At 59.4% G+C, this 22617-nt stretch carries 14 protein-coding genes and 1 pseudogene; 13 read left to right on the forward strand and 2 right to left on the reverse strand.

Going from position 1 to position 22617, the window contains the following annotated elements; translation table 11 throughout:
- The first annotated feature begins 205 nt into the window (after positions 1-205).
- The 10 genes from RS887_RS11710 to RS887_RS11755 all read left to right on the forward strand — a co-directional run bounded on the left by RS887_RS11710 (position 206) and on the right by RS887_RS11755 (position 14683).
- A complete protein-coding gene (locus tag RS887_RS11710) occupies positions 206-1270 on the forward strand; it encodes a pilus assembly protein PilM (RefSeq protein ID WP_322615505.1) in 1065 nt (354 codons plus the stop codon).
- Entirely contained in the window at positions 1270-1836 is a 567-nt protein-coding gene (locus tag RS887_RS11715) for a PilN domain-containing protein (RefSeq protein WP_322615506.1), read from the forward strand. Before RS887_RS11710 ends, RS887_RS11715 begins: the two co-directional genes overlap by 1 nt.
- Positions 1833-2456 (forward strand): type 4a pilus biogenesis protein PilO, encoded by a 624-nt coding sequence (pilO, locus tag RS887_RS11720; RefSeq protein WP_322615507.1) that lies wholly within the window; start codon positions 1833-1835, stop codon positions 2454-2456. Before RS887_RS11715 ends, pilO begins: the two co-directional genes overlap by 4 nt.
- Positions 2453-2980 carry a pilus assembly protein PilP gene (locus RS887_RS11725; RefSeq protein ID WP_322615508.1) on the forward strand — a complete coding sequence of 176 codons (528 nt, stop codon included), beginning with the start codon at positions 2453-2455 and terminating at the stop codon, positions 2978-2980. Before pilO ends, RS887_RS11725 begins: the two co-directional genes overlap by 4 nt.
- 13 nt (positions 2981-2993) lie before the next feature.
- Positions 2994-5063, forward strand: a complete 2070-nt coding sequence (gene pilQ, locus RS887_RS11730) for a type IV pilus secretin PilQ (protein WP_322615509.1) — start codon at positions 2994-2996, stop codon at positions 5061-5063.
- A gap of 4 nt (positions 5064-5067) precedes the next feature.
- Positions 5068-5586, forward strand: coding sequence for a shikimate kinase AroK (gene aroK / locus RS887_RS11735; RefSeq protein ID WP_015093141.1), 519 nt, complete (start codon positions 5068-5070; stop codon positions 5584-5586).
- A 150-nt stretch (positions 5587-5736) separates the two neighbouring features.
- Positions 5737-6837 (forward strand): 3-dehydroquinate synthase, encoded by a 1101-nt coding sequence (gene aroB / locus RS887_RS11740; protein WP_322615510.1) that lies wholly within the window; start codon positions 5737-5739, stop codon positions 6835-6837.
- A gap of 10 nt (positions 6838-6847) precedes the next feature.
- Positions 6848-8437: an AAA family ATPase gene (locus tag RS887_RS11745; RefSeq protein WP_322615511.1), complete on the forward strand. Its 1590-nt coding sequence runs from the start codon at positions 6848-6850 to the stop codon at positions 8435-8437.
- A 349-nt stretch (positions 8438-8786) separates the two neighbouring features.
- Positions 8787-13232, forward strand: a complete 4446-nt coding sequence (gene gltB / locus RS887_RS11750; protein WP_322615512.1) for a glutamate synthase large subunit — start codon at positions 8787-8789, stop codon at positions 13230-13232.
- 32 nt (positions 13233-13264) lie between these two features.
- Entirely contained in the window at positions 13265-14683 is a 1419-nt protein-coding gene (locus RS887_RS11755) for an FAD-dependent oxidoreductase (protein ID WP_322615513.1), read from the forward strand.
- A gap of 61 nt (positions 14684-14744) precedes the next feature.
- Here RS887_RS11755 and RS887_RS11760 read toward each other — a convergent pair.
- Both RS887_RS11760 and RS887_RS11765 read right to left on the reverse strand, forming a co-directional pair.
- A pseudogene (locus RS887_RS11760) lies at positions 14745-17833 on the reverse strand (multidrug efflux RND transporter permease subunit).
- A gap of 3 nt (positions 17834-17836) precedes the next feature.
- On the reverse strand, positions 17837-19003 hold the full coding sequence (locus RS887_RS11765) for an efflux RND transporter periplasmic adaptor subunit (RefSeq protein WP_416339957.1): 1167 nt from the start codon (positions 19001-19003) through the stop codon (positions 17837-17839).
- Positions 19004-19221: 218 nt separating this feature from the next.
- On the opposite strand from RS887_RS11765, the gene hemE reads away from it, so the two are divergent.
- The 3 genes from hemE (at position 19222) to RS887_RS11780 (ending at position 22609) form a co-directional block, all read left to right on the forward strand.
- A complete protein-coding gene (gene hemE, locus RS887_RS11770) occupies positions 19222-20289 on the forward strand; it encodes a uroporphyrinogen decarboxylase (protein WP_322615514.1) in 1068 nt (355 codons plus the stop codon).
- A gap of 239 nt (positions 20290-20528) precedes the next feature.
- Entirely contained in the window at positions 20529-21995 is a 1467-nt protein-coding gene (gbpA, locus tag RS887_RS11775; protein ID WP_322615515.1) for an N-acetylglucosamine-binding protein GbpA, read from the forward strand.
- Between the two features lie 59 nt (positions 21996-22054).
- Complete coding sequence (locus tag RS887_RS11780; protein ID WP_322615516.1) at positions 22055-22609, forward strand: type II secretion system protein N; 555 nt, start codon at positions 22055-22057, stop codon at positions 22607-22609.
- Positions 22610-22617 lie beyond the last annotated feature (8 nt).

A 22617-nucleotide genomic window follows, 5' to 3' on the forward strand; every position in this document is an offset into this window, starting at 1 on the left:
ATATCCAGGGCAAAAATGAATTGGGCAACAGGGTTCAGGCTAAATGAGAACGACCCGCGCTTGAGCAAATGCGGAAAAAAAACGCTGGGCATTATAAGCATTTTTCTGATCGGGAGCGTGGTTCACGCTGCTGTCAAGACGGGCGGATTGAACGCAATGGACGTTGCAGAGTCCGTAACTCACGGAAAGTCATAGGGAATTGGTAGTGCCAGGACTCTTCAGCAAAAAATCCAGTACGTTGCTGGGAATCGATATCAGTTCCACCTCGGTGAAGCTTCTGGAGTTGAGCCGTCAGGGCGAGCGCTACCGGGTCGAAGCCTATGCGGTCGAGCCGTTGCCGGTCGGTGCGGTGATCGAAAAGAACATCGCCGAGCTCGAAGGCGTGGGGCTGGCCCTCACTCGCGCGTTGGCCAGGGCCAGAACCGGCCTCAAGAACGTGGCCGTGGCCGTGGCCGGCTCGGCGGTGATCACCAAGACCATCGAGATGGATGCCGGGCTTTCTGAAGACGAGATGGAAAGCCAGCTGAAGATCGAGGCCGATCAGTACATTCCTTACCCCCTGGATGAAGTTGCGATCGACTTTGAAGTCCAGGGCACCTCCGTACGCAATCCGGAGCGCGTCAACGTGCTGCTCGCCGCTTGCCGCAAGGAAAACGTCGAAGTCCGCGAGGCCGCCCTGACGCTGGCGGGACTGACCGCCCGCGTGGTTGATGTCGAGGCCTACGCGCTGGAGCGCTCATTCGGCTTGCTGGCCGGTCGGCTCGCGGTCTCCAGGGAACGTTTGACGGTCGCTGTGGTGGATATCGGCGCCACCATGACCACCCTGAGCGTGCTGCGCGACGGGCGGATTATCTACACCCGTGAACAACTGTTCGGCGGTCGGCAGTTGACCGAGGAAATCCAGCGTCGTTATGGCCTGACGCTGGAGCAGGCGGGGCTGGCGCAAAGGAAGGGCGGCTTGCCGGATGACTATGCCAGTGAGGTCTTGCAACCATTTCGAGAGGCGCTGGTGCAGCAGGTGTCGCGCTCATTGCAGTTCTTCTTTGCTTTCGGCCAACACAGCGCCGTCGACCATATCCTGCTGGCCGGTGGTACCGCGTCGGTCCCGGGGCTGGACCGTTTGGTCGAGCAGCAATTGGGCACGCCGACCCAGGTCGCGAATCCTTTTTCCGAAATGATTCTGGGCAGCAAGGTCAACGGTGCTGCCCTGGCGAGTGATGCCCCGGCGTTGATGATCGCCTGTGGTCTTGCCCTCAGGAGCTTTGACTGATGGCTCGGATCAACCTTCTGCCTTGGCGCGAGGAGCGGCGTGAAACGCGCCGCAAGCGCTTCCTGCTGGTCCTGGTGGCCGTGATGGCAGGCACGACAGGCGCGGTACTGGTCGCCAACCAGGCCATCAGTGGCGCCATCGACCGGCAAATCGCCCGTAACGATTACATCGGCAAGCAAATCGCCGTGGTCGATGAGCGGATCACACAGATCAATGATCTCAAGGCGCGCCGTCAGCAACTGATCGAGCGCATGCGCATCATCCGGGACCTGCAAGGCAATCGCCAGATCAGCGGGCGAATGTTTGATCAGTTAGCACGATTCCTGCCCGACGGCGTGTATTTCACCGAAGTGAAAATGACCGGAAAGACCCTGTCCATCACCGGTGCTGCGCAATCGAACAGCCGTGTTTCAGACTTGATGCGCAACCTCGAGGCATCAGACTGGTTCGATGCGCCGAGCCTGACAGAAGTCAAGGCCACTGCTGCCGGTCAGGTGGAACCGGCCAACGTCTTCCAGTTGACCGTTCACCAGACTCGACCCGCAGCACCGGAGGAGGGCAAATGAGGCCATCCGAATGGTTTGAAGGGCTGCGCAGGATCGACATCAATGATCTGGATACCGGCAACATGGGGGCCTGGCCGCCGGCGATCAAGTTTCTGGTGGCCGGTTTGCTCATATTGCTGGTGCTGGCCCTGGGCTACAACTTTTCCACTCGCGACCTTGAGAGCCAGCTCGATCTCAGGCGCGAGGAAGAGTCGACACTCAAGGAGCAGTTCGCTGGCAAGGCCCGCATGGCAGCGAATCTGGACCTCTACACCCAGCAGTTGAAGGAGATGGAGAACGCCTTCGGCGTGCTGTTGCGGCAGTTGCCCAGCGACACCGAAGTGCCCGGCTTGCTGGAAGACATCACTCGTACCGGTCTGGGCAGTGGCCTGGAGTTCGAGGAGATCAAGCTGCTGCCGGAGGTCGCCCAGCCGTTCTACATCGAACTGCCGATCCAGCTCACCGTCACCGGGGATTACCACGCTCTGGCCACCTTTGTCAGTGGTGTGGCCGGGTTGCCGCGAATCGTCACTCTGCACGATTTCGACCTTGCCCCCGTCAGCCCCCAGGGTGGTCCGAAACTGCGCTTGAGCATCCTCGCCAGGACCTACCGCTACAACGACAAGGGGCAGCATCAATGAGGCTGACGCGATGTTTTTCGGTGGCGGTGTTGCTGTCTGCCCTGTCCGGTTGTGACAGCGGCGATGACTACAGCGATCTGGATGCGTACATGAACGAAATGCGCCCGCGTGGGCCGGGCCAGATTGAACCAACGCCGGTATTCCGGTCTTACCCGACATTCACCTACAACGCGGCAAATCTGCGCAGCCCGTTTTCGCCGCAGGGCAGCGCTGATCCGGCGGCTCAGCGGCGGGGTTCACGTAACGTCAAACCCGACCCGAATCGGGTCAGGCAATACCTCGAAGGTTTCAACATCGAGCAGTTTGAAATGGTCGGCACCCTTTCCAATGCAACGGGCTCCTATGCCCTGCTGCGCGGGGCGGGTGGGGTGCACCGGCTGAAAGTCGGCGATTACCTGGGGCGTAACGACGGACGGATCGTTGCAATCAGCGGCTCGCAAGTCGATGTGGTTGAAATTGTCCCTGATGGTCGGGGCGCGTGGCTGGAGCGTCCCCGGACCATCCCTTTGAAAGAGCACTCATAGTGGAACTCGAATAATGAACAGGATTTTCGCAACCTTCGGCCTTTCGCTATGGATAGCGTTGTTGTCGCCGATGGTACAAGCGGCCAACCTCAAGGCGCTGGATGTCGCTGCGCTGCCGGGAGACCGCGTCGAGTTGAAGTTGTCTTTCGATGAGCCGCCCCCAGTACCCCACGGTTATACGACGGAGTCGCCGGCCCGGATTGCGCTGGATTTGCCGGGTGTCGCCAGTCATCTGGCGAGCAAGACTCGCGATCTCGGCAGTGGAAATGCCCGCAGTGCAACGGTGGTGGAAGCCGGAGATCGTACGCGATTGATCATCAACCTGGCCCAGCCGGCCCCATACGACTCGCGAATTGAAGGCAACAATCTGCTGGTGGTTGTCGGGCAGGGTGTCAAGTCGTCGACATCCAGGCCGGCGGCCACGGCAATGCCGGTTCCGGCACGAGCCGCTGTAACGGCAGGCAAGGCTATTCGGGGTGTGGATTTTCAGCGAGGCACACAGGGCGAAGGCAATGTGGTGATCGACTTGTCGGATCCATCGATTGCGCCCGACATACAGGAGCGCGAGGGCAAGATCATCGTCGGGTTTGCCAAAACCCGATTGCCCGAGCCGTTGCGTGTGCGTCTGGATGTGAAGGATTTCGCCACGCCAGTGCAGTTCGTCAATGCCAGCGCGAGCGGCGATCGAGCCATCATCAGCATTGAGCCGGGTGGCAGGTTCGATTACTCGACCTATCAGACCGACAGCAAGCTTACGGTCAGCGTTCGTCCGGCGGCGGTCGACAACCTGCAAAAGCGTAATGCCGGGCAGCACGCCTACAGCGGCGAGAAGCTTTCGCTGAACTTCCAGGACATCGATGTGCGTTCGGTGCTGCAACTGATCGCCGATTTCACCAACCTCAATCTGGTGGCCAGCGACACCGTGCAGGGTGGCATCACGTTGCGCTTGCAGAACGTGCCTTGGGATCAGGCGCTGGATCTGGTGCTGAAAACCAAGGGGCTGGATAAGCGCAAGGTCGGCAATGTCCTGCTTGTTGCGCCGGCCGATGAAATTGCTGCCCGTGAGCGTCAGGAGCTGGAATCACAGAAGCAGATTGCCGATTTGGCGCCCTTGCGTCGGGAACTGTTGCAGGTGAATTACGCCAAGGCGGCAGACATCGCCAAGCTCTTCCAGTCGGTGACCAGCGCCGAAGCGAAACCCGACGAACGGGGGTCGATCACCGTCGATGAGCGCACCAACAACATCATCGCCTACCAGACCCAGGACCGGCTTGACGAGCTGCGCAGGATCGTCACGCAGCTGGATATTCCTGTGCGTCAGGTGATGATCGAGGCGCGGATCGTCGAAGCCAACGTCGACTATGACAAAAGCCTCGGGGTGCGCTGGGGTGGTTCGATTCAGAGCAGGGGCAACTGGAACACCTCCGGCGTCAGCAACGGGGTCAATGGGTCGTCAACCATTGGCACGCCCGGCAGTACCAGCACCAACTCACCGTTCGTCGACTTGGGTGCGGCCAATAACACCTCGGGAATCGGCATCGCGTTCATCACCGATAACGTCTTGCTGGACCTGGAGCTGACGGCGATGGAAAAAACCGGCAACGGGGAAATCGTCTCGCAACCCAAGGTGGTCACGTCCGACAAGGAGACTGCCAAAATCCTCAAGGGCACCGAGATTCCCTATCAGGAAGCCAGTTCCAGTGGCGCGACTTCGGTGTCGTTCAAGGAGGCTTCGCTGTCGCTGGAAGTGACGCCGCAGATCACGCCCGACAACCGGATCATCATGGAAGTCAAGGTGACCAAGGATGAGCCGGACTACCTGAACAAGGTCCAGGATGTGCCGCCCATCAAGAAAAACGAAGTCAACGCCAAGGTCCTGGTCAACGATGGCGAGACCATCGTCATTGGCGGCGTTTTCTCAAATACTCAGAGCAAGGTCGTAGATAAGGTGCCATTTCTTGGCGATGTGCCGTATCTTGGCCGCCTTTTCCGGCGTGATGTGATTTCGGAGAAAAAATCCGAGCTGTTGGTATTCCTCACTCCGCGTATCATGAATAACCAGGCGATTGCTGTGAGTCATTGATTCTGTGCGAAATTTGATTCTTGTTGGACCGATGGGTGCTGGAAAAAGCACCATCGGCCGGTTGCTGGCCAAAGAGCTGCGCCTGCCATTCAAAGATTCCGATAAGGAAATTGAATTGCGCACGGGCGCCAATATCCCTTGGATCTTCGATAAGGAAGGCGAACCGGGCTTTCGTGATCGCGAGCAGGCAATGATTGCCGAGCTGTGCGATTACGACGGTGTGGTGCTGGCGACAGGTGGGGGCGCGGTCATGCGTGAAGCCAATCGTCGGGCACTGCATGCCGGTGGGCGGGTGGTTTATCTGCATGCCTCGGTCGAGCAGCAGGTCGGCCGCACGGCCCGCGACCGCAATCGGCCATTGTTGCGTACTGCCGATCCGGCCAAGACCCTTCGGGATCTGCTGGCGATCCGCGATCCGCTTTATCGGGAAATTGCCGACCTGGTGGTCGAAACCGATGAGCGGCCGCCACGAATGGTCGTACTCGACATTCTAGAGCGCCTGCAGCAGTTGCCACCCCGTTAAAGCGCCGCGCGAAATGCGCTATCCTCGGCGTCCCGCCATGACCGCTCAAGGTTGTGGCGGATGGCTACCGAACGGCGTCACACCAGCAGAGGCCGTAGATATTCGTTAACTCAGGGCGGGACGCCTGATACATCTTCACTGTGGGGACACATGCAGACACTCAAGGTCGATCTAGGCGAGCGCAGCTACCCGATTCATATTGGCGAAGGTTTGTTGGATCAGCCTGAGCTGCTGGCCCCGCACATTCGTGGACGGCAAGTAGCGATCATCTCCAACGAGACTGTTGCACCGCTCTATCTCGAGCGTTTGACCCGCAGCCTGGCGCAGTTCTCGGTGATTTCCGTGGTGCTGCCCGACGGCGAAGCCTTCAAGACCTGGGAAACCCTTCAACTGATTTTCGACGGCCTGCTGACCGCCCGGCATGATCGCCGCACTACGGTGATCGCCCTCGGTGGTGGTGTGATCGGTGACATGGCCGGCTTTGCCGCCGCCTGCTACCAGCGCGGGGTCGATTTCATCCAGGTTCCGACCACGCTGCTGTCGCAAGTCGACTCTTCGGTGGGCGGCAAGACCGGGATCAACCATCCGCTGGGCAAGAACATGGTCGGCGCCTTCTATCAGCCGAACGTGGTGCTGATCGATACCGCCAGCCTCAATACCCTGCCGGCGCGCGAGCTGTCCGCCGGATTGGCCGAAGTCATCAAGTACGGGCTGATCTGTGATGAGCCGTTCCTGACCTGGCTCGAAGACAATGTCGACCGTCTGCGCAACCTGGATCAGCAAGCCCTGACCTATGCCATCGAGCGCTCCTGCGCGGCCAAGGCGGCGGTGGTCGGTGCCGATGAGAAAGAGACGGGTGTTCGTGCCACGCTGAACCTGGGCCACACTTTTGGCCACGCCATCGAAACCCACATGGGCTATGGTGTGTGGCTTCATGGTGAGGCTGTGGCTGCCGGCACCGTAATGGCGCTGGAAATGTCCACGCGACTGGGCTGGATCAGTGAACAGGAGCGCGATCGCGGCATTCGTCTGTTCCAGCGTGCGGGGCTGCCGGTCATTCCGCCGGAAGAGATGACAGAAACCGATTTCCTCGAACACATGTCCATTGATAAAAAAGTGATCGACGGTCGTTTGCGCCTGGTGCTGCTGCGCCACATGGGTGAAGCGGTGGTGACCGACGATTATCCGAAAGAGGTTCTACAGGCCACGCTGGGGGCAGACTACCGCGCCCTGGCCCAGCTTAAAGGTTAATAAGAACGCGATGACTAGTTTGCATGCCGACGAGGCTTTCCTCGGCCATTACCAGTTGAGTCATGACCCTTTTGCTCCACGGGTGCCTGGCTTCAAATTTTTCCCGGCCCAGCGCAAACCCGTGCTGGGACAACTGCATCACCTGGCCCGTTACAGCCAGTTGCTGCTGGTGGTTACCGGCCCCGAGGGCAGTGGCAAGACCCTGTTGCGTCAGGCACTGGTCGCCAGCACCAACAAGCAATCGGTACAGAGTGTGGTGGTTTCTGCCCGCGGCGCCGGCGATGCGGCCGGGGTGTTGCGCCAGGTAGCCCAGGCGCTGAACGTCAGCCAGGCTGATGTCGACGCTATTCTGGCTCAAGTGGTGCAGCTTGCACTGACCGGGCAGGAAGTCTATCTGCTGGTCGATAACGCCGAGCAGCTCGACGAGTCCGCCCTCGAGGCTCTGATGATCCTGGCTGCCGGCGCGCCTGAAGGTCGTCCGCATGTGTTCCTGTTCGGTGAATCCTCGATGATTGCTCAGCTTGATGCTTTGCATCTCGAGGAAGAGCGTTTCCATGTCATCGAACTGCAACCCTACACCGAGGAAGAAACCCGCGAATATCTGGAGCAGCGGCTTGAAGGCGCCGGTCGCGGTATCGAACTTTTCACCGCAGATCAGATCTCTGATATTCACGAAAGCTCCGAAGGCTGGCCTGGCAGCATCAACCAGGCGGCCCGCGATGCAATGATCGAAGCCATGATCGCCAGCCGCACAGCGGTCAAGCGTCCAAAAATGGGGTTCAATATGCCGAAGAAACACGTATTGGCGATTTCCGCTGTTGTCGTGGTCGCGGTAGCTGCCGCCTGGTTGATGCCGGGTCGCAACAAGGCACCGACCACGGGTGCGCCGGCCAACGAGCAGGCACAACTGCCGCTCGGTCAGGGGCAGCCAGCAGCGAATGGCGGTGCTCCGGCCGTCGAATTCGCCGGCAATACGCAACCGATGCCGTTGCCGTTGGTCGGCAACTCGCAACCGGTCATGCGTGGCCCACTGGCTGAAGCCGCGGGCGGCATCACCGAGGGTGACGATGGTGTGCCGGTCGAAGGTTCCAGTGCCACACCGCCGACGGTGACTACCACTGCGCCGCCTGTGGGCGTTCCAGCCGGCCCTGCGCCGACGCCAGCCGCCAAGCCGACCCCTGCGCCGACTCAGGTCGCCACCGCCAAGCCAGCGCCTGCTCCAGTGGCCAAGCCTGCACCAGCGCCAGCCAAGCCAGCCGTTGCGGCGGCGGCCAAGCCTGCCGAGAAACCGGCTCCGGTGGCCAAGGCTGCTGGCGGCACCTGGTACGCCGGTCAGGCACCGGGCAACTATGTGGTGCAAATCCTCGGCACCAGCTCCGAAACTGCCGCACAAAGCTTCGTCAAGGAGCAGGGCGGCGAGTACCGTTATTTCAAGAAAGTCCTCAATGGCAAGCCGCTTTACGTGATCACCTACGGCAACTTCGCCAATCGTGATGCAGCCGTTTCCGCCATCAAGGCCTTGCCAGCGAAGGTTCAGGCTGGTAAACCTTGGCCTCGCACTGTCGCCAGCGTCCAACAGGAACTGGCAACAACTCGCTGAAGATTCGGCGGCCTTACCCAGGCCGCCTCTCCAAGCACCTCAAAATTTCTACAAGTGCGCGCAGCCTTCGGGCTGCGTGCCTTGTGGTGTCTGCGTCACAGTAGTCTTTGAGTCGTTGCGGTCAAAATTAAAAAAAGTTTTGACTAGCACAGCAGATCGCTTTAAACCTTTCACAAATGCGACATAGATTTGCGACATTTCGTCGTCAAATTTGTGAGGCCAAGTGTCGGTGTGTACAATGACCTCCCTTTTGCCCCCGCAAAGCTGGCGTACGTTCGGCGCGGATGGCAAGTGGTTGAATTGAAAAGAAATTTGCCTCGATCAGAGGCAGCCTGGTGAGAAAGTGTCTATGAAAGCAGGTCTGTACCAACCAGATGAATTCAAGGATAACTGCGGTTTCGGCCTGATAGCCCATATGCAGGGCGAGCCCAGTCATACCCTTTTGCAAACGGCCATTGAGGCCCTGACCTGCATGACCCACCGCGGTGGGATTAATGCCGACGGCAAGACCGGTGACGGTTGCGGTCTGCTGATTCAAAAACCGGACGTGTTCCTGCGAGCCATCGCCCAGGAAACCTTCGGCGTCGAAATGCCCAAGCAGTACGCTGTGGGCATGGTTTTCTTCAACCAGGACCCGGTCAAAGCCGAAGCCGCTCGCGAGAACATGAACCGCGAGATCCTGGCCGCCGGCCTGCAACTGGTCGGCTGGCGCAAAGTGCCGATCGACACCAGCGTCCTCGGCCGCCTGGCCCTTGAGCGCCTGCCGCAAATCGAGCAAGTGTTCATCGGCGGTGAAGGCCTGAGCGATCAGGACATGGCCGTCAAGCTGTTCACTTCCCGTCGTCGCTCGTCCGTGGCCAACGCCGCCGACGTCGATCACTACGTGTGCAGCTTTTCCCACAAGACCATCATTTACAAAGGCCTGATGATGCCGGCGGACTTGACCGCCTTCTATCCGGACCTGAGCGATGAGCGCCTGCAAACCTCGATTTGCGTGTTCCACCAGCGCTTCTCCACCAACACCCTGCCGAAATGGCCGCTGGCCCAACCGTTCCGCTTCCTGGCGCACAACGGCGAGATCAACACCATCACCGGCAACCGCAATTGGGCCGTGGCCCGTCGCACCAAGTTCACCAACGATCTGATGGACCTGGAAGAGCTCGGCCCGTTGGTTAACCGCGTTGGTTCCGACTCCTCGAGCATGGACAACATGCTCGAGCTGATGGTCACCGGTGGCATCGACCTGTTCCGTGGCGTGCGGATGATCATTCCGCCAGCGTGGCAGAACGTCGAGACCATGGACCCGGATCTGCGTGCGTTCTACGAATACAACTCGATGCACATGGAACCGTGGGACGGCCCGGCCGGTGTGGTAATGACCGACGGTCGCTACGCGGTGTGCCTGCTCGACCGTAACGGTCTGCGTCCGGCGCGTTGGGTCACCACCAAGAACGGCTTCATCACCCTGGCCTCGGAAATCGGTGTCTGGAACTATCAGCCTGAAGACGTGATCGCCAAGGGCCGTGTGGGACCTGGCCAGATCTTTGCCGTGGACACCGAGACCGGTCAGATCCTCGACACCGATGCCATCGACAATCGCCTCAAGTCCCGTCATCCGTACAAGCAATGGCTGCGCAAGAATGCCCTGCGCATCCAGGCGACCATGGAAGACAACGACCACGGTTCGGCGTTCTACGACGTCGACCAGCTCAAGCAATACATGAAGATGTACCAGGTCACGTTCGAAGAGCGCGACCAGGTGCTGCGTCCGCTCGGCGAGCAAGGCTACGAAGCCGTGGGCTCGATGGGCGACGATACGCCGATGGCCGTGCTGTCCCAGCGCGTACGCACGCCGTACGACTATTTCCGCCAGCAGTTCGCGCAGGTCACCAACCCGCCGATCGACCCGCTGCGCGAAGCCATCGTCATGTCGCTGGAGATCTGCCTCGGTGCCGAGCGCAACATCTTCCAGGAGTCGCCGGAACACGCTTCGCGCGTGATCCTCAGCTCTCCGGTCATTTCCCCGGCCAAGTGGCGCTCGCTGATGAACCTCGATCGTCCGGGCTTCGAGCGCGCGATCATCGACCTCAACTACGACGAAAGCGTTGGCCTGGAAGCTGCGATCCGCAACGTGGCCGATCAGGCTGAAGAAGCCGTGCGTTCCGGTCGTACCCAGGTCGTTCTGAGTGACCGTCACATCGCTCCGGGCAAGCTGCCGATCCACGCCTCTCTGGCGACCGGTGCGGTGCACCACCGCCTGACCGAAAAAGGCCTGCGCTGCGACTCCAACATCCTGGTGGAAACTGCAACCGCGCGCGATCCGCATCACTTCGCCGTGTTGATCGGGTTCGGCGCCTCTGCCGTTTATCCGTTCCTGGCTTATGAAGTGCTGGGCGACCTGATCCGTACCGGTGAAGTGCTGGGCGACCTCTATGAGGTGTTCAAGAACTACCGTAAAGGCATCACCAAGGGCCTGCTCAAGATCCTGTCGAAGATGGGCATCTCGACCATTACTTCGTACCGTGGTGCGCAGTTGTTCGAGGCCATCGGCCTGTCCGAGGAAGTCTGCAACCTGAGCTTCAAGGGCGTTCCGAGTCGCATCAAGGGGGCGCGTTTCGTCGACATCGAAGCCGAGCAGAAAGCGCTGGCCACCGAAGCCTGGAGCCCGCGCAAGCCGATCCAGCAAGGTGGCCTGCTGAAGTTCGTCCACGGTGGCGAGTACCACGCCTACAACCCGGACGTGGTCAACACCCTGCAAGCCGCCGTGCAGCAGGGTGACTACAGCAAGTTCAAGGAATACACCTCGCTGGTGGACAACCGTCCGGTATCGATGATCCGCGACCTGCTGAAAGTCAAAACCCTCGACACTCCATTGGACATGAGCGAAGTCGAACCGCTGGAATCGGTGCTCAAGCGCTTCGATTCCGCCGGTATTTCGCTGGGCGCCCTGTCGCCGGAAGCTCACGAAGCCCTGGCCGAAGCCATGAACCGCCTCGGTGCGCGTTCCAACTCTGGCGAAGGCGGCGAAGACCCGGCTCGCTATGGCACCATCAAGAGCTCGAAAATCAAGCAAGTGGCGACTGGCCGTTTCGGTGTAACCCCGGAATACCTGGTCAACGCCGAAGTGCTGCAGATCAAGGTCGCCCAGGGCGCCAAGCCAGGCGAGGGCGGTCAACTACCAGGTGGCAAGGTCAACGGTCTGATCGCCAAGCTGCGTTATGCAGTGCCGGGCGTGACCCTGATTTCGCCACCGCCGCACCACGACATCTACTCGATCGAAGACTTGTCGCAGCTGATTTTCGACCTGAAACAAGTCAACCCGCAGGCGCTGGTCTCGGTGAAGCTGGTAGCGGAAGCAGGCGTCGGCACCATCGCCGCCGGCGTGGCCAAGGCCTACGCGGACTTGATCACCATCTCCGGCTACGACGGCGGCACCGGTGCATCGCCGCTGACCTCGATCAAATACGCGGGCGCTCCGTGGGAGCTCGGCCTGGCCGAAACCCACCAGACCCTGCGTGGCAACGACCTGCGAGGCAAAGTCCGGGTGCAGACCGACGGCGGCCTGAAAACCGGCCTCGACGTGATCAAGGCAGCGATCCTCGGCGCTGAAAGCTTCGGCTTCGGCACCGCACCGATGATTGCCCTGGGCTGCAAATACCTGCGCATCTGCCACCTGAACAACTGCGCCACCGGCGTGGCGACCCAGAACGAGAAGCTGCGCAAGGATCACTACATCGGCACCGTCGACATGGTGGTGAATTTCTTCACCTACGTCGCCGAAGAAACCCGTGAGTGGCTGGCCAAGCTGGGTGTGCGCTCCCTCGAAGAGCTGATCGGCCGTACCGACCTGCTGGAAGTCCTCGAAGGCCAGACCGCCAAGCAGCATCACCTGGACCTGACCCCGTTGCTGGGCAGCGACCACGTGCCGGCGGACAAACCGCAGTTCTGTGGCGTAGACCGCAACCCGCCGTTCGACAAAGGCCTGCTGGCCGAGAAAATGGTTGACATGGCCACCTCGGCGATCAACGACCTGAGTGGCGCCGAGTTCGCCCTGGATATCTGCAACTGCGACCGTTCCATCGGTGCGCGGATCTCCGGCGAAATCGCCCGTAAGCACGGCAACCAGGGCATGGCCAACGCGCCGATCACGTTCCGCTTCAAAGGCACGGCCGGGCAGAGCTTCGGCGTGTGGAACGCGGGCGGCCTGAACATGTACCTGGAAGGCGATGCCAACGACTACGTCGGCAAGGGCATGACCGGCGGCAAGCTGGTGATTGTGCCGCCGAAGGGCAGCGTCTACCGCACCCAGGACAGTGCCATCATCGGTAACACCTGCCTGTACGGCGCCACCGGCGGCAAGCTGTTCGCCGCCGGCACCGCGGGTGAGCGCTTCGCCGTGCGTAACTCCGGTGCCCACACCGTTGTGGAAGGCACTGGCGATCACTGCTGCGAGTACATGACCGGTGGTTTCGTCTGCGTATTGGGCAAGACCGGTTACAACTTCGGCTCTGGTATGACCGGCGGTTTCGCCTACGTGCTCGACCAGGACAACACCTTCGTTGACCGGGTCAACCACGAACTGGTGGAAATCCAGCGGATCAGCGGCGAGGCGATGGAAGCCTACCGTAGCCATTTGCAGCGTGTGCTGAACGAGTACGTCGAGGAAACCGACAGCGAGTGGGGTCGTGAACTCGCCGAAAACCTCGATGACTACCTGCGCCGTTTCTGGTTGGTCAAGCCAAAGGCTGCCAGCTTGAAAACGTTGCTTTCCAGCACCCGTGCCAACCCGCAGTGATATGCGCCTGAAGAGTTTGATGAGGTTTTAAAATGGCTGAACGTCTGAATAACGACTTCCAGTTCATCGATGTCGGGCGCAAGGATCCGAAGAAGAAACTGTTGCGTCAACGCAAGAAAGAGTTCGTGGAAATCTACGAACCGTTCAAACCCCAGCAGTCGGCCGACCAGGCCCATCGCTGCCTGGGTTGCGGTAACCCGTATTGCGAATGGAAGTGCCCGGTGCACAACTTCATTCCCAACTGGCTGAAGCTGGTGGCCGAGGGCAACATCCTCCAGGCCGCCGAGCTGTCGCACCAGACCAACACCCTGCCGGAAGTCTGCGGCCGGGTGTGCCCGCAGGACCGTCTGTGCGAGGGTGCCTGCACCCTCAACGACGGCTTCGGCGCGGTGACCATCGGTTCGGTGGAGAAGTACATCACCGACACCGCGTTCGCCATGGGCTGGCGTCCGGACATGTCCAAGGTCAAGCCGACCGGCAAGCGTGTCGCCATCATCGGCGCCGGGCCTGCGGGCCTGGGTTGTGCCGATGTGCTGGTGCGCGGCGGCGTGACCCCGGTGGTGTTCGACAAGAACCCGGAAATCGGCGGCCTGCTGACCTTCGGCATCCCCGAGTTCAAGCTGGAAAAGACCGTACTGAGCAATCGTCGCGAAGTCTTCAGTGGCATGGGCATCCAGTTCCGCCTCAACACCGAGGTGGGCAAGGACGTGACCATGGAGCAACTGCTCGAAGAGTACGATGCCGTGTTCATGGGCATGGGCACCTACACCTACATGAAGGGTGGTTTCGCCGGTGAAGACCTTCCGGGCGTGTACGATGCGCTGGACTTCCTGATCGCCAACGTCAACCGCAACCTGGGCTTTGAAAAGTCGCCGGAAGATTTCGTCGACATGAAAGGCAAGAAGGTCGTGGTACTGGGCGGTGGCGACACGGCGATGGACTGCAACCGTACTTCGATCCGCCAGGGTGCCAAATCGGTGACTTGCGCCTATCGTCGCGACGAAGCGAACATGCCAGGCTCGCGTAAAGAGGTGAAGAACGCCAAGGAAGAAGGCGTGAAGTTCCTCTACAACCGCCAGCCGATCGCCATTGTCGGCGAAGACAAGGTCGAAGGTGTGAAGGTGGTCGAGACCCGTCTCGGCGAGCCGGACGCCCGTGGCCGTCGCAGCCCAGAGCCGATCCCGGGCTCCGAAGAGATCATTCCGGCCGACGCCGTGGTCATCGCCTTCGGTTTCCGTCCAAGCCCGGCGTCGTGGTTCGAGCAGTTCGAGATCCAGACCGACAGCCAGGGCCGCGTTGTTGCGCCTGAGCAAGGTCAGTACAAGCACCAGACCAGCAACCCGAAAATCTTCGCCGGTGGCGACATGGTGCGCGGTTCCGACCTGGTGGTGACGGCGATCTTCGAAGGCCGTAATGCGGCTGAAGGGATCCTGGATTACCTGGGCGTTTAACGTTCGCTACGCACCACACAAAAGCGGGCTTGTTCTCTACGGACAAGCCCGCTTTTGCGTTTCAGTGACGGCGGGTTTTCACGCGCTTCATCACTTCCACAAAAAATACCGGTACAAACACCACCGCCAACGTTGCGCTGATCATGCCGCCGATCACCCCGGTGCCGATGGCTTGCTGGCTCGCTGAGCTGGCACCGGTGGCTATCGCCAAGGGCACCACGCCAAGGATAAACGCCAGTGACGTCATGATGATGGGGCGTAGGCGCAGGCGCGTGGCATGCAAGGTGGCATCGATCAGGTCGTGGCCTTCGTCGTACAGGCTCTTCGCGAACTCGATGATCAGAATCGCGTTCTTCGCTGATAGGCCAATGATGGTGATCAACCCGACTTTGAAGAATACGTCGTTGGGCATCCCGCGCAGGGTGACCGCCACGACTGCGCCAAGCACGCCGAGAGGCACTACAAGCAAAACTGACGTCGGAATTGACCAGCTCTCGTACAACGCCGCCAGACAGAGGAACACGACCAGCAACGACAGGCCGATCAGGATCGGTGCCTGATTGCCGGACAAGCGTTCTTGCAGTGACAGCCCGGTCCACTCGTGTCCCAGACCGGCCGGTCCTTGCGCCACCAGGCGTTCGATTTCCGCCATGGCTTCTCCCGTGCTGTAGCCGGGGGCTGGTTCGCCGGAGATGCTGATCGCCGGGTAACCGTTGTAACGGTTCAATTGCGCAGGCCCTTGAGTCCATTGGGCTTGAACGAAGGTGGACAAAGGGACCATCTTTCCATCTTTATTGCGTACGTGCATCTTCAGCAGATCGTCGACCTGCTTGCGTTGGTCGCCCTCAGCCTGTACCAGCACTCGTTGCATTCGCCCCTGATTGGGGAAGTCATTGATGTAGGCCGAACCGATGCCGGTGGACAATACGTTGCCAATATCGGCGAAGGAGACACCTAGCGCATTGGCGTGTCGGCGGTCGATGTCCAATTTTACCTGCGGCGCTTCGGGCAAAGCGCTTTCGCGGACGTTTGCCAGGATTGGACTGGTTTGTGTTGCTTCCAGCAGATCGCTGCGAGCCTTCATCAACGTGGCATAGCCAAGGCTGCCACGGTCCTGCAAGCGGAACTCGAAACCGCTGGAGGTACCTAGACCGCGAATCGGTGCTGGTGATACGACTAACACCTCTGCTTCTTTGATGTGACTCAAGGCTGCGTTCGCCCGTTCGGCGATGGCGGTCGTCGTATCATTGCTACCCCGCTGTGACCAATCCTTGAGCACGGTGAAACCCAGCGCGGCGTTCTGCCCGCTGCCGGAAAAACTGAAGCCGAGAACGAACGTGCTGTTGTCCATGGCCGGTTCAGTGGCGAAATGCGCTTCGATTTGTTTGACGACTGCTACCGTGCGACTTTGGCTTGCCCCGGGGGGCAGTTGAACGTCGATGATCGTGTAGCCCTTGTCTTCATCCGGAAGAAACGCGGAGGGCAGGCGGCTGAAGCCCAGCGCCAGCACGAGTAGAAAGGCGCCATAAATGAACAAATACCGTCCGCTGCGTTTAAGGGCATGGGTCACCCACCCCTGATAGCTCTCGGTCAGTTGTTCGAATCGGCAGTTGAACCATTTGAAGAACCCGTGGGCAGAGTGACTATCCTGTTCCACAGGTTTGAGCAGCGTGGCGCACAGCGCTGGTGTCAGGCTCAAGGCAAGGAATGCCGAGAACAGAATGGAGGTAGCCATGGTCAGGGAGAACTGCTGGTAAATAACCCCGACGGAACCTGGCATGAATGCCATAGGAATAAATACGGCAACCAGTACCAGGGTGATGCCCACGATGGCGCCACTGATTTGTTTCATCGCCTTGCGAGTTGCTTCCTTGGGGGAGAGCTGCTCGTGAAGCATGATTCTTTCAACGTTTTCCACCACCACGATGGCGTCATCCACCAGAATGCCAATCGACAGCACCATGCCAAACATGGTCAGCACATTGATTGAGAACCCTAGTGCCAGCATGAGTGCAAAGGTACCCATTAACGCAACCGGCACCACCAATGTCGGAATCAATGTGTAACGGATGTTTTGCAGGAACAGGTACATCACGACGAACACCAAAACCATCGCTTCGAGCAGTGTGTAAATCACCTTGGTGATTGAGACTTTGACGAAGGGCGAGCTGTCGTACGCAATCTGGTACTTCATGCCGGCAGGAAATAGCGGGACAGCTCATCCATCTTCGCGCGTACCAGCGTTGCGGTACTCAATTCGTTGCCATCGGGCGTCAGTTGAACACCCAATTCACTGGAAGGTTGGCCATTGAGGCGGGTGCCGAACTGGTATTCCTGGCTACCTAATTCGACGCGGGCGACATCGCCTACTCGCACTACAGCTCCACTGGAGTCGGCGCGAAGCACAATCTCGGCGAACGCCTCAGGGCTCGACAATTGGCCTTCGGCGAGGACGGTCGCAGTGATTTCCTGGCTATCGTCAATCGGTAATTCCCCGAGGCTGCCAGCGGCTATCAAGGTGTTCTGAGCCGTGATTGCTGCATTGACGTCAGCAGGTGTCAGGTTGAAAGCGATCAGTTTTTGCGGATCGAGCCAAATACGCATAGCTCGCTCAGACCCGAACATCTGGACTTTCCCGACGCCGTCCAGGCGTTTGATTTCGTTTACTACGTTACGTGCCAGGTAATCACTGAGGGACACGGAGTCGACATCATCGCGGGTGCCGATAAGTGAAATGAACAGCAGAAAACCAGTGGAGACTTTCTCTACGCGCAAGCCCTGCTGTATCACCGTTTGTGGCAGTCGCGACTCGATGGCTTTCAGGCGATTGAGTACGTCGACCTGAGCAAGCTCCGGATTAATGCCTGGTTTAAATGTCGAGGTGATCGTCGCGGAGCCCAGACTACTGCTCGATTCAAAATACAACAGATGGTCAGCCCCGCTGAGTTCTTGCTCAATCACGCTGACGACACTTTGATCCATGACCTGTGCCGAGGCCCCAGGATAGCTTGCGGTGACTTCGATTTTCGGTGGAGCAATGTTGGGATATTGAGCCACTGGTAATTGCGTTATAGACAGCGCACCCGCCAGCAGGACGAACAGGGCGATCACCCAGGCGAACACCGGGCGATCAATAAAAAAATGCGGCATAAACTAGCGTCCTGTTGATGGACCAGTCGTCTGGACGAGTGGAAGAGAGGGGGTGTCGATTTGTACTTTCTCGCCAGGACGAGCATGTTGCAGACCTTCGACGACGATGCGATCGCCAGATTTGAGGCCGTCGGTGACGATCCACCTATCGCGGTACATGGTCCCCAGTTGCACCGTTTTGAGGGACACGCGCAGTTCGTCATCGAGCAGTTTTACTTGGGCCAGGCCAGCGCTGTTCCGCAAGATCGAGCGCTGTGGCACGCTGATACCCTGTTGAGCGATGGCCTGCTCCACCCTGACCCGCACGAAGCTGCCGGGCAGCAAGTCCAGGTCGGGGTTAGGAAACTCGCTACGCAGGATGATTTGGCCAGTGCCCGGGTCGACACTGATATCGCTGAAAAGCAGCTTGCCGGGCAACGGATACAAGCTGCCATCATCCTGGAGCAGAGCAGCTTTGGCCTGGTCCAATCCCAGTTGCCGCAACTGGCCGGAACGGAACGCACGGCGTAACTCGTTGAGTTCGCGGGTTGATTGAGACAGGTCGACATGAATCGGGTCCAACTGCTGAATCAGCGCCAGCGGGGTTGGTTCGTTCTGTCCGACCAGAGCGCCTTCGGTCACCAAGGCGCGACCGATGCGGCCGGAGATGGGAGCGGTGACGGTTGAATAACTCAAATTCAGTCGAGCACGTTGCACAATCGCTTGATTGGCCGCGACGTCAGCGTCAGCCTGCTGGGCGGTCGCGCGTGCGTTGTCATATTCCTGGGCACTGATCGCATTACCCGGAATCAGTTTGCGGAAGCGTTGTTCTTGCAGGCGTGCTCGCGAGGCATCGGCCTGGGCTTTTTTCAACCCGGCCAGGGCGCTGTCCAGATCGGCTTGAAGGGGCGCCGGGTCGATGTAAAAGAGAACGTCGCCCTGTTTCACTTCGCTGCCTTGCGCGAGCACGTTTTTTAGCAGTACCCCCGCTACCCTTGCGTGCACATAGGCTGTTCGCGGTGCTGCAATGCGGCCACTCAGTTCGCTGCTGATTGAAAGAGGCCGCGCTTCCAGCGTTTCGATGCTGACCTTTACAGGGGCGGGCTCCAGCGTGTCGGATGCTGGAGTGCAGCCGCCGACAATAACCATAAGCGCCAGTGAGCCTGACGCGAAACGCAGTTTTTTATACATCGGCACCCCTCCATAAAGTGGTGCGGATGCTAGGAAGGGGCAGTTAATCTTCCGTTAAGCAGGTCCTGGACAAGTACGAGCAAATGTTATGTTGAGTTGCAAGCCGTTACAGCGACAGGCCGCGACAAATTGACCCGATAGACAAAAGGCGCGGCTCTTGCCGTGCCTTTTGCGCCCAGCTCTGAGAAAATGCCCTCACTTTTTTTCCGGATGCCGACATGACTGCCCTGAAGAACGACCGTTTCCTGCGCGCCCTGCTCAAGCAACCCGTAGACGTCACCCCCGTGTGGATGATGCGTCAGGCCGGTCGCTACCTGCCTGAATACCGCGCCAGCCGCTCCAAGGCCGGCGATTTCATGAGCCTGTGCATGAATCCGGCGTTCGCTTGCGAAGTCACGATGCAGCCGCTCGACCGCTATCCGCAACTGGACGCGGCGATCCTCTTTTCCGACATCCTGACCATCCCCGATGCCATGGGCCAGGGTCTGTACTTCGAAAGCGGCGAAGGTCCGCGCTTCAGGAAAGTCGTCAGCACCCTGGCCGACATCGAAGCCCTGCCGATTCCTGACCCGCAGAAAGACCTGGGTTACGTGATGGACGCGGTCAGTACCATCCACCGCGAACTGAACGGCCGTGTGCCGTTGATCGGCTTCTCCGGCAGCCCGTGGACCCTGGCCACCTACATGGTCGAAGGCGGTTCGTCGAAAGACTTCCGTAAGACCAAGGCCATGCTCTACGACAACCCGCAAGCCATGCACCTGCTGCTGGATAAACTCGCGCAGTCGGTCACCAGCTACCTCAACGGCCAGATCATGGCCGGCGCCCAAGCGGTGCAGATCTTCGACACCTGGGGCGGCAACCTGTCAGCGGCGGCGTACCAGGAATTCTCCCTGGCCTATATGAAGAAAATCGTCAGCGGCCTGATCCGCGAACACGAAGGCCGCAAGGTGCCGGTGATCCTGTTTACCAAGAATGGCGGTCTGTGGCTGGAAAGCATCGCCGACGCCGGTGCTGATGCATTGGGCCTGGACTGGACCTGCGACATCGGCAACGCCCGCGACCGTGTCGGCGACAAGGTTGCCTTGCAAGGCAACATGGACCCGACCGTGCTCTACGCCAAGCCGGAAGCCATTCGCGCTGAAGTCGGGCGTATTCTGGCCAGCTACGGCAAGGGTAGCGGCCACGTGTTCAACCTCGGCCATGGCATCACGCCGGAAGTCGATCCGGAGCACGCTGGCGCATTCCTGCGTGCCGTGCATGAATTGTCGGCGCAATATCACGAATAACGGTCAACGCCGTTTTCCAGAAGCCTGTCCCGCCTCGTGCCGGACAGGTTTTTTTATGTCTTGTAGGAAAATCGGATGCGCAGACTATTCCTGTCAGGTTCGAGGATTACTCCTACATAGAATTCTTCGTCATCCCCGTAAGGTTCCAGCCCCCTGTTCAGCGCAACGCCGAACAATAACGAAGCGAACATCGCCGCCTGCAAGGCGGCTTGTTTTCGATAAGTAGTCTGGAGCACATCATGAAAATTACATTTGATAGACGAAGTGCTTTAACAGCCTGCACGTCGTCGATGATCCTGTTATCGGCAATGCTGGCCTCTCAAACCGTTTCCGCCCATGGCTATCTGGATGTGCCGCCTTCGCGCGCACTGGCCTGCCAGAAAGGCTTGAACACCAACTGCGGCGGCGCGCAGTACGAGCCGCAAAGTGTTGGTGAAACCTTCAAGGGCTTTCCGGCTGGCGTCGGCGGTGCTCCCTTGCAAGGCCCGGTCGATGGCAAGATCGCCAGCGGCGGTCACTCGCTGTTCTCTGCCATGGACGCACAGTCCGCCACCCGTTGGCACCTGACCGAAATCAAGGATCGCAACATCGATTTCCAATGGCGTTACACCGCTGTTCACCCGGCCACCAGGCACGAGTATTTCATCAGCCGCAACGGCTGGAATCCGAACGAATCGCTCAAGCGCGCTACCTTCGAAAGTACCCCGTTCTGCACCGTCGATGGCGGTAATCAAAAGCCGTCTAACAGCGACAAGCACAACTGCACCCTTCCTGCAGACAAATCCGGTCAGCACGTGATTCTGGCGATCTGGACCGTCGGTGATACCGATGCAGCGTTTTACAACGTGGCAGACGTAAACATCCTTGCCGAACCAGAGTTGCCGGGTGGCTGGTCCTCCGTGGGTAGTATTGCGCCTTCGACCGAGCTGCTGGTCGGTGACAAGGTCAAGGCCCGCGCGTTCTCCGCCAATGGCGAGAACCCGGACTACCGCGTCGAAATCAGCATCGATAACGCTGAAGAAGGGTCGCCACAAAACTGGTCGTTCAAGCTGGCGGAAAAAATCAACGCGACCCACAAACTCATCCGTGCCGGCATTCGTGATGAAAACGGCAATATCGAACCGATCCGGGGCAACAACTCGCTATACGCACAAAAAGAAAGCGGCGTGACCCGTTACGAAATTCAGCTGGACATGAAGGAGGATGCGGCAGCACGCATGTCGGTGGCCTCGCAGCAAGCCGAATACGTTCTGGATAAAGGCCGGGCCAAGGTCGAGTTCGGCATGATTGCGAACCGCCCGATGAACGTCGAAGCGACCTTGTTCGATCAGAGCAACAAACCGGTAGGCACCACGTCGGCACAAGTAGCCAGCGGCTCCACCTCGCTGTCCATGGATGTGCGCAGCAATCCGGGCGCGCACACACTCACCCTGGTCGGTACCACCCTGGATGGTCGCACCACCCGCCAGGATACCCAGACCTCCCAACTGACCGGTGAAGGCGCCGGCATCGAATACGACTTCGTGTTCCCTGAAGGCCTCAGCGACTACACCGCCGGCACCAAGGTGCTGCAGCCGAAGACCAACGAAGTCTTTGAGTGCAAGCCGTTCCCTGAGTCGGGTTACTGCAAGCAGTTCAGCCCCTCCGCCAACGGCTTCGAACCGGGTGTCGGTGCTCACTGGCACATGGCGTGGGACAAGTTGTAAGTCCTCGCAACTGGCTTCAGACGACCTGAAAAAAGGTCGCCTGAAGCCAGGCGCCTCTGTTGAGTATCGAGTTGAAAATGAAGGTTTCGAATTTCTCCGGACACCGCTTTCGGGCATGCCTGAGCAGCGTTTGCTGGCTCGCGTTGCCAGTGAGCGGCGCGGTGTTTCTGGTGTGGCAGGAACGGGAATTTCGCGAGCATCTGGCTTCACCGTCGCCCGACATCGCAACCCTGCAGGCGGTGCCTGTACGTGAACCGCTCGAAACAGCATCGATTGCCATTGTGTTCGGCCTGACGACGGAGGCCACACCGCGGCCCAGCGCCGAGCCGCTGACTTTGCAAGCGAGCTTTGTCAGCAGCGGATTATCCAAAGCACTGCTGGCCAATGCTCAGGGTTCTCGTCTCTATCAGGTGGGTGAGCGCTTGCCTGGCGGCAGCGTCCTGCGTCGTATCGAGCCCCATCAGGTTGTGTTGTGGAACAAGGGACGAGAGGAGCTGCTGACGCTCGCACCCTCTGGCGCACGTTTTCTGAAGGGAATCGAATCATCTGTCGATTCTCTACCGGTTACCACGACCACGCGTTTTTTACGCCCGTTCCCCGGGCAACCAGAGTGATGAATTTA

Origin of the sequence: Pseudomonas sp. BIC9C (assembly GCF_034541995.1) — a bacterium.
GTDB classification, from domain to species: domain Bacteria; phylum Pseudomonadota; class Gammaproteobacteria; order Pseudomonadales; family Pseudomonadaceae; genus Aquipseudomonas; species Aquipseudomonas fluorescens_CC.

Excerpts from the sequence above, each read along its gene's own strand:
- RS887_RS11715 (WP_322615506.1), top strand. The coding sequence starts at position 1,270 with ATGGCTCGGATCAACCTTCTGCCTTGGCGCGAGGAGCGGCGTGAAACG.
- RS887_RS11745 (WP_322615511.1), top strand. The coding sequence starts at position 6,848 with ATGACTAGTTTGCATGCCGACGAGGCTTTCCTCGGCCATTACCAGTTG.
- RS887_RS11725 (WP_322615508.1), top strand. The coding sequence starts at position 2,453 with ATGAGGCTGACGCGATGTTTTTCGGTGGCGGTGTTGCTGTCTGCCCTG.
- hemE (WP_322615514.1), top strand. The coding sequence starts at position 19,222 with ATGACTGCCCTGAAGAACGACCGTTTCCTGCGCGCCCTGCTCAAGCAA.
- aroB (WP_322615510.1), top strand. The coding sequence starts at position 5,737 with ATGCAGACACTCAAGGTCGATCTAGGCGAGCGCAGCTACCCGATTCAT.
- gltB (WP_322615512.1), top strand. The coding sequence starts at position 8,787 with ATGAAAGCAGGTCTGTACCAACCAGATGAATTCAAGGATAACTGCGGT.
- RS887_RS11755 (WP_322615513.1), top strand. The coding sequence starts at position 13,265 with ATGGCTGAACGTCTGAATAACGACTTCCAGTTCATCGATGTCGGGCGC.
- pilO (WP_322615507.1), top strand. The coding sequence starts at position 1,833 with ATGAGGCCATCCGAATGGTTTGAAGGGCTGCGCAGGATCGACATCAAT.
- pilQ (WP_322615509.1), top strand. The coding sequence starts at position 2,994 with ATGAACAGGATTTTCGCAACCTTCGGCCTTTCGCTATGGATAGCGTTG.
- RS887_RS11765 (WP_416339957.1), bottom strand. The coding sequence starts at position 19,003 with ATGTATAAAAAACTGCGTTTCGCGTCAGGCTCACTGGCGCTTATGGTT.
- gbpA (WP_322615515.1), top strand. The coding sequence starts at position 20,529 with ATGAAAATTACATTTGATAGACGAAGTGCTTTAACAGCCTGCACGTCG.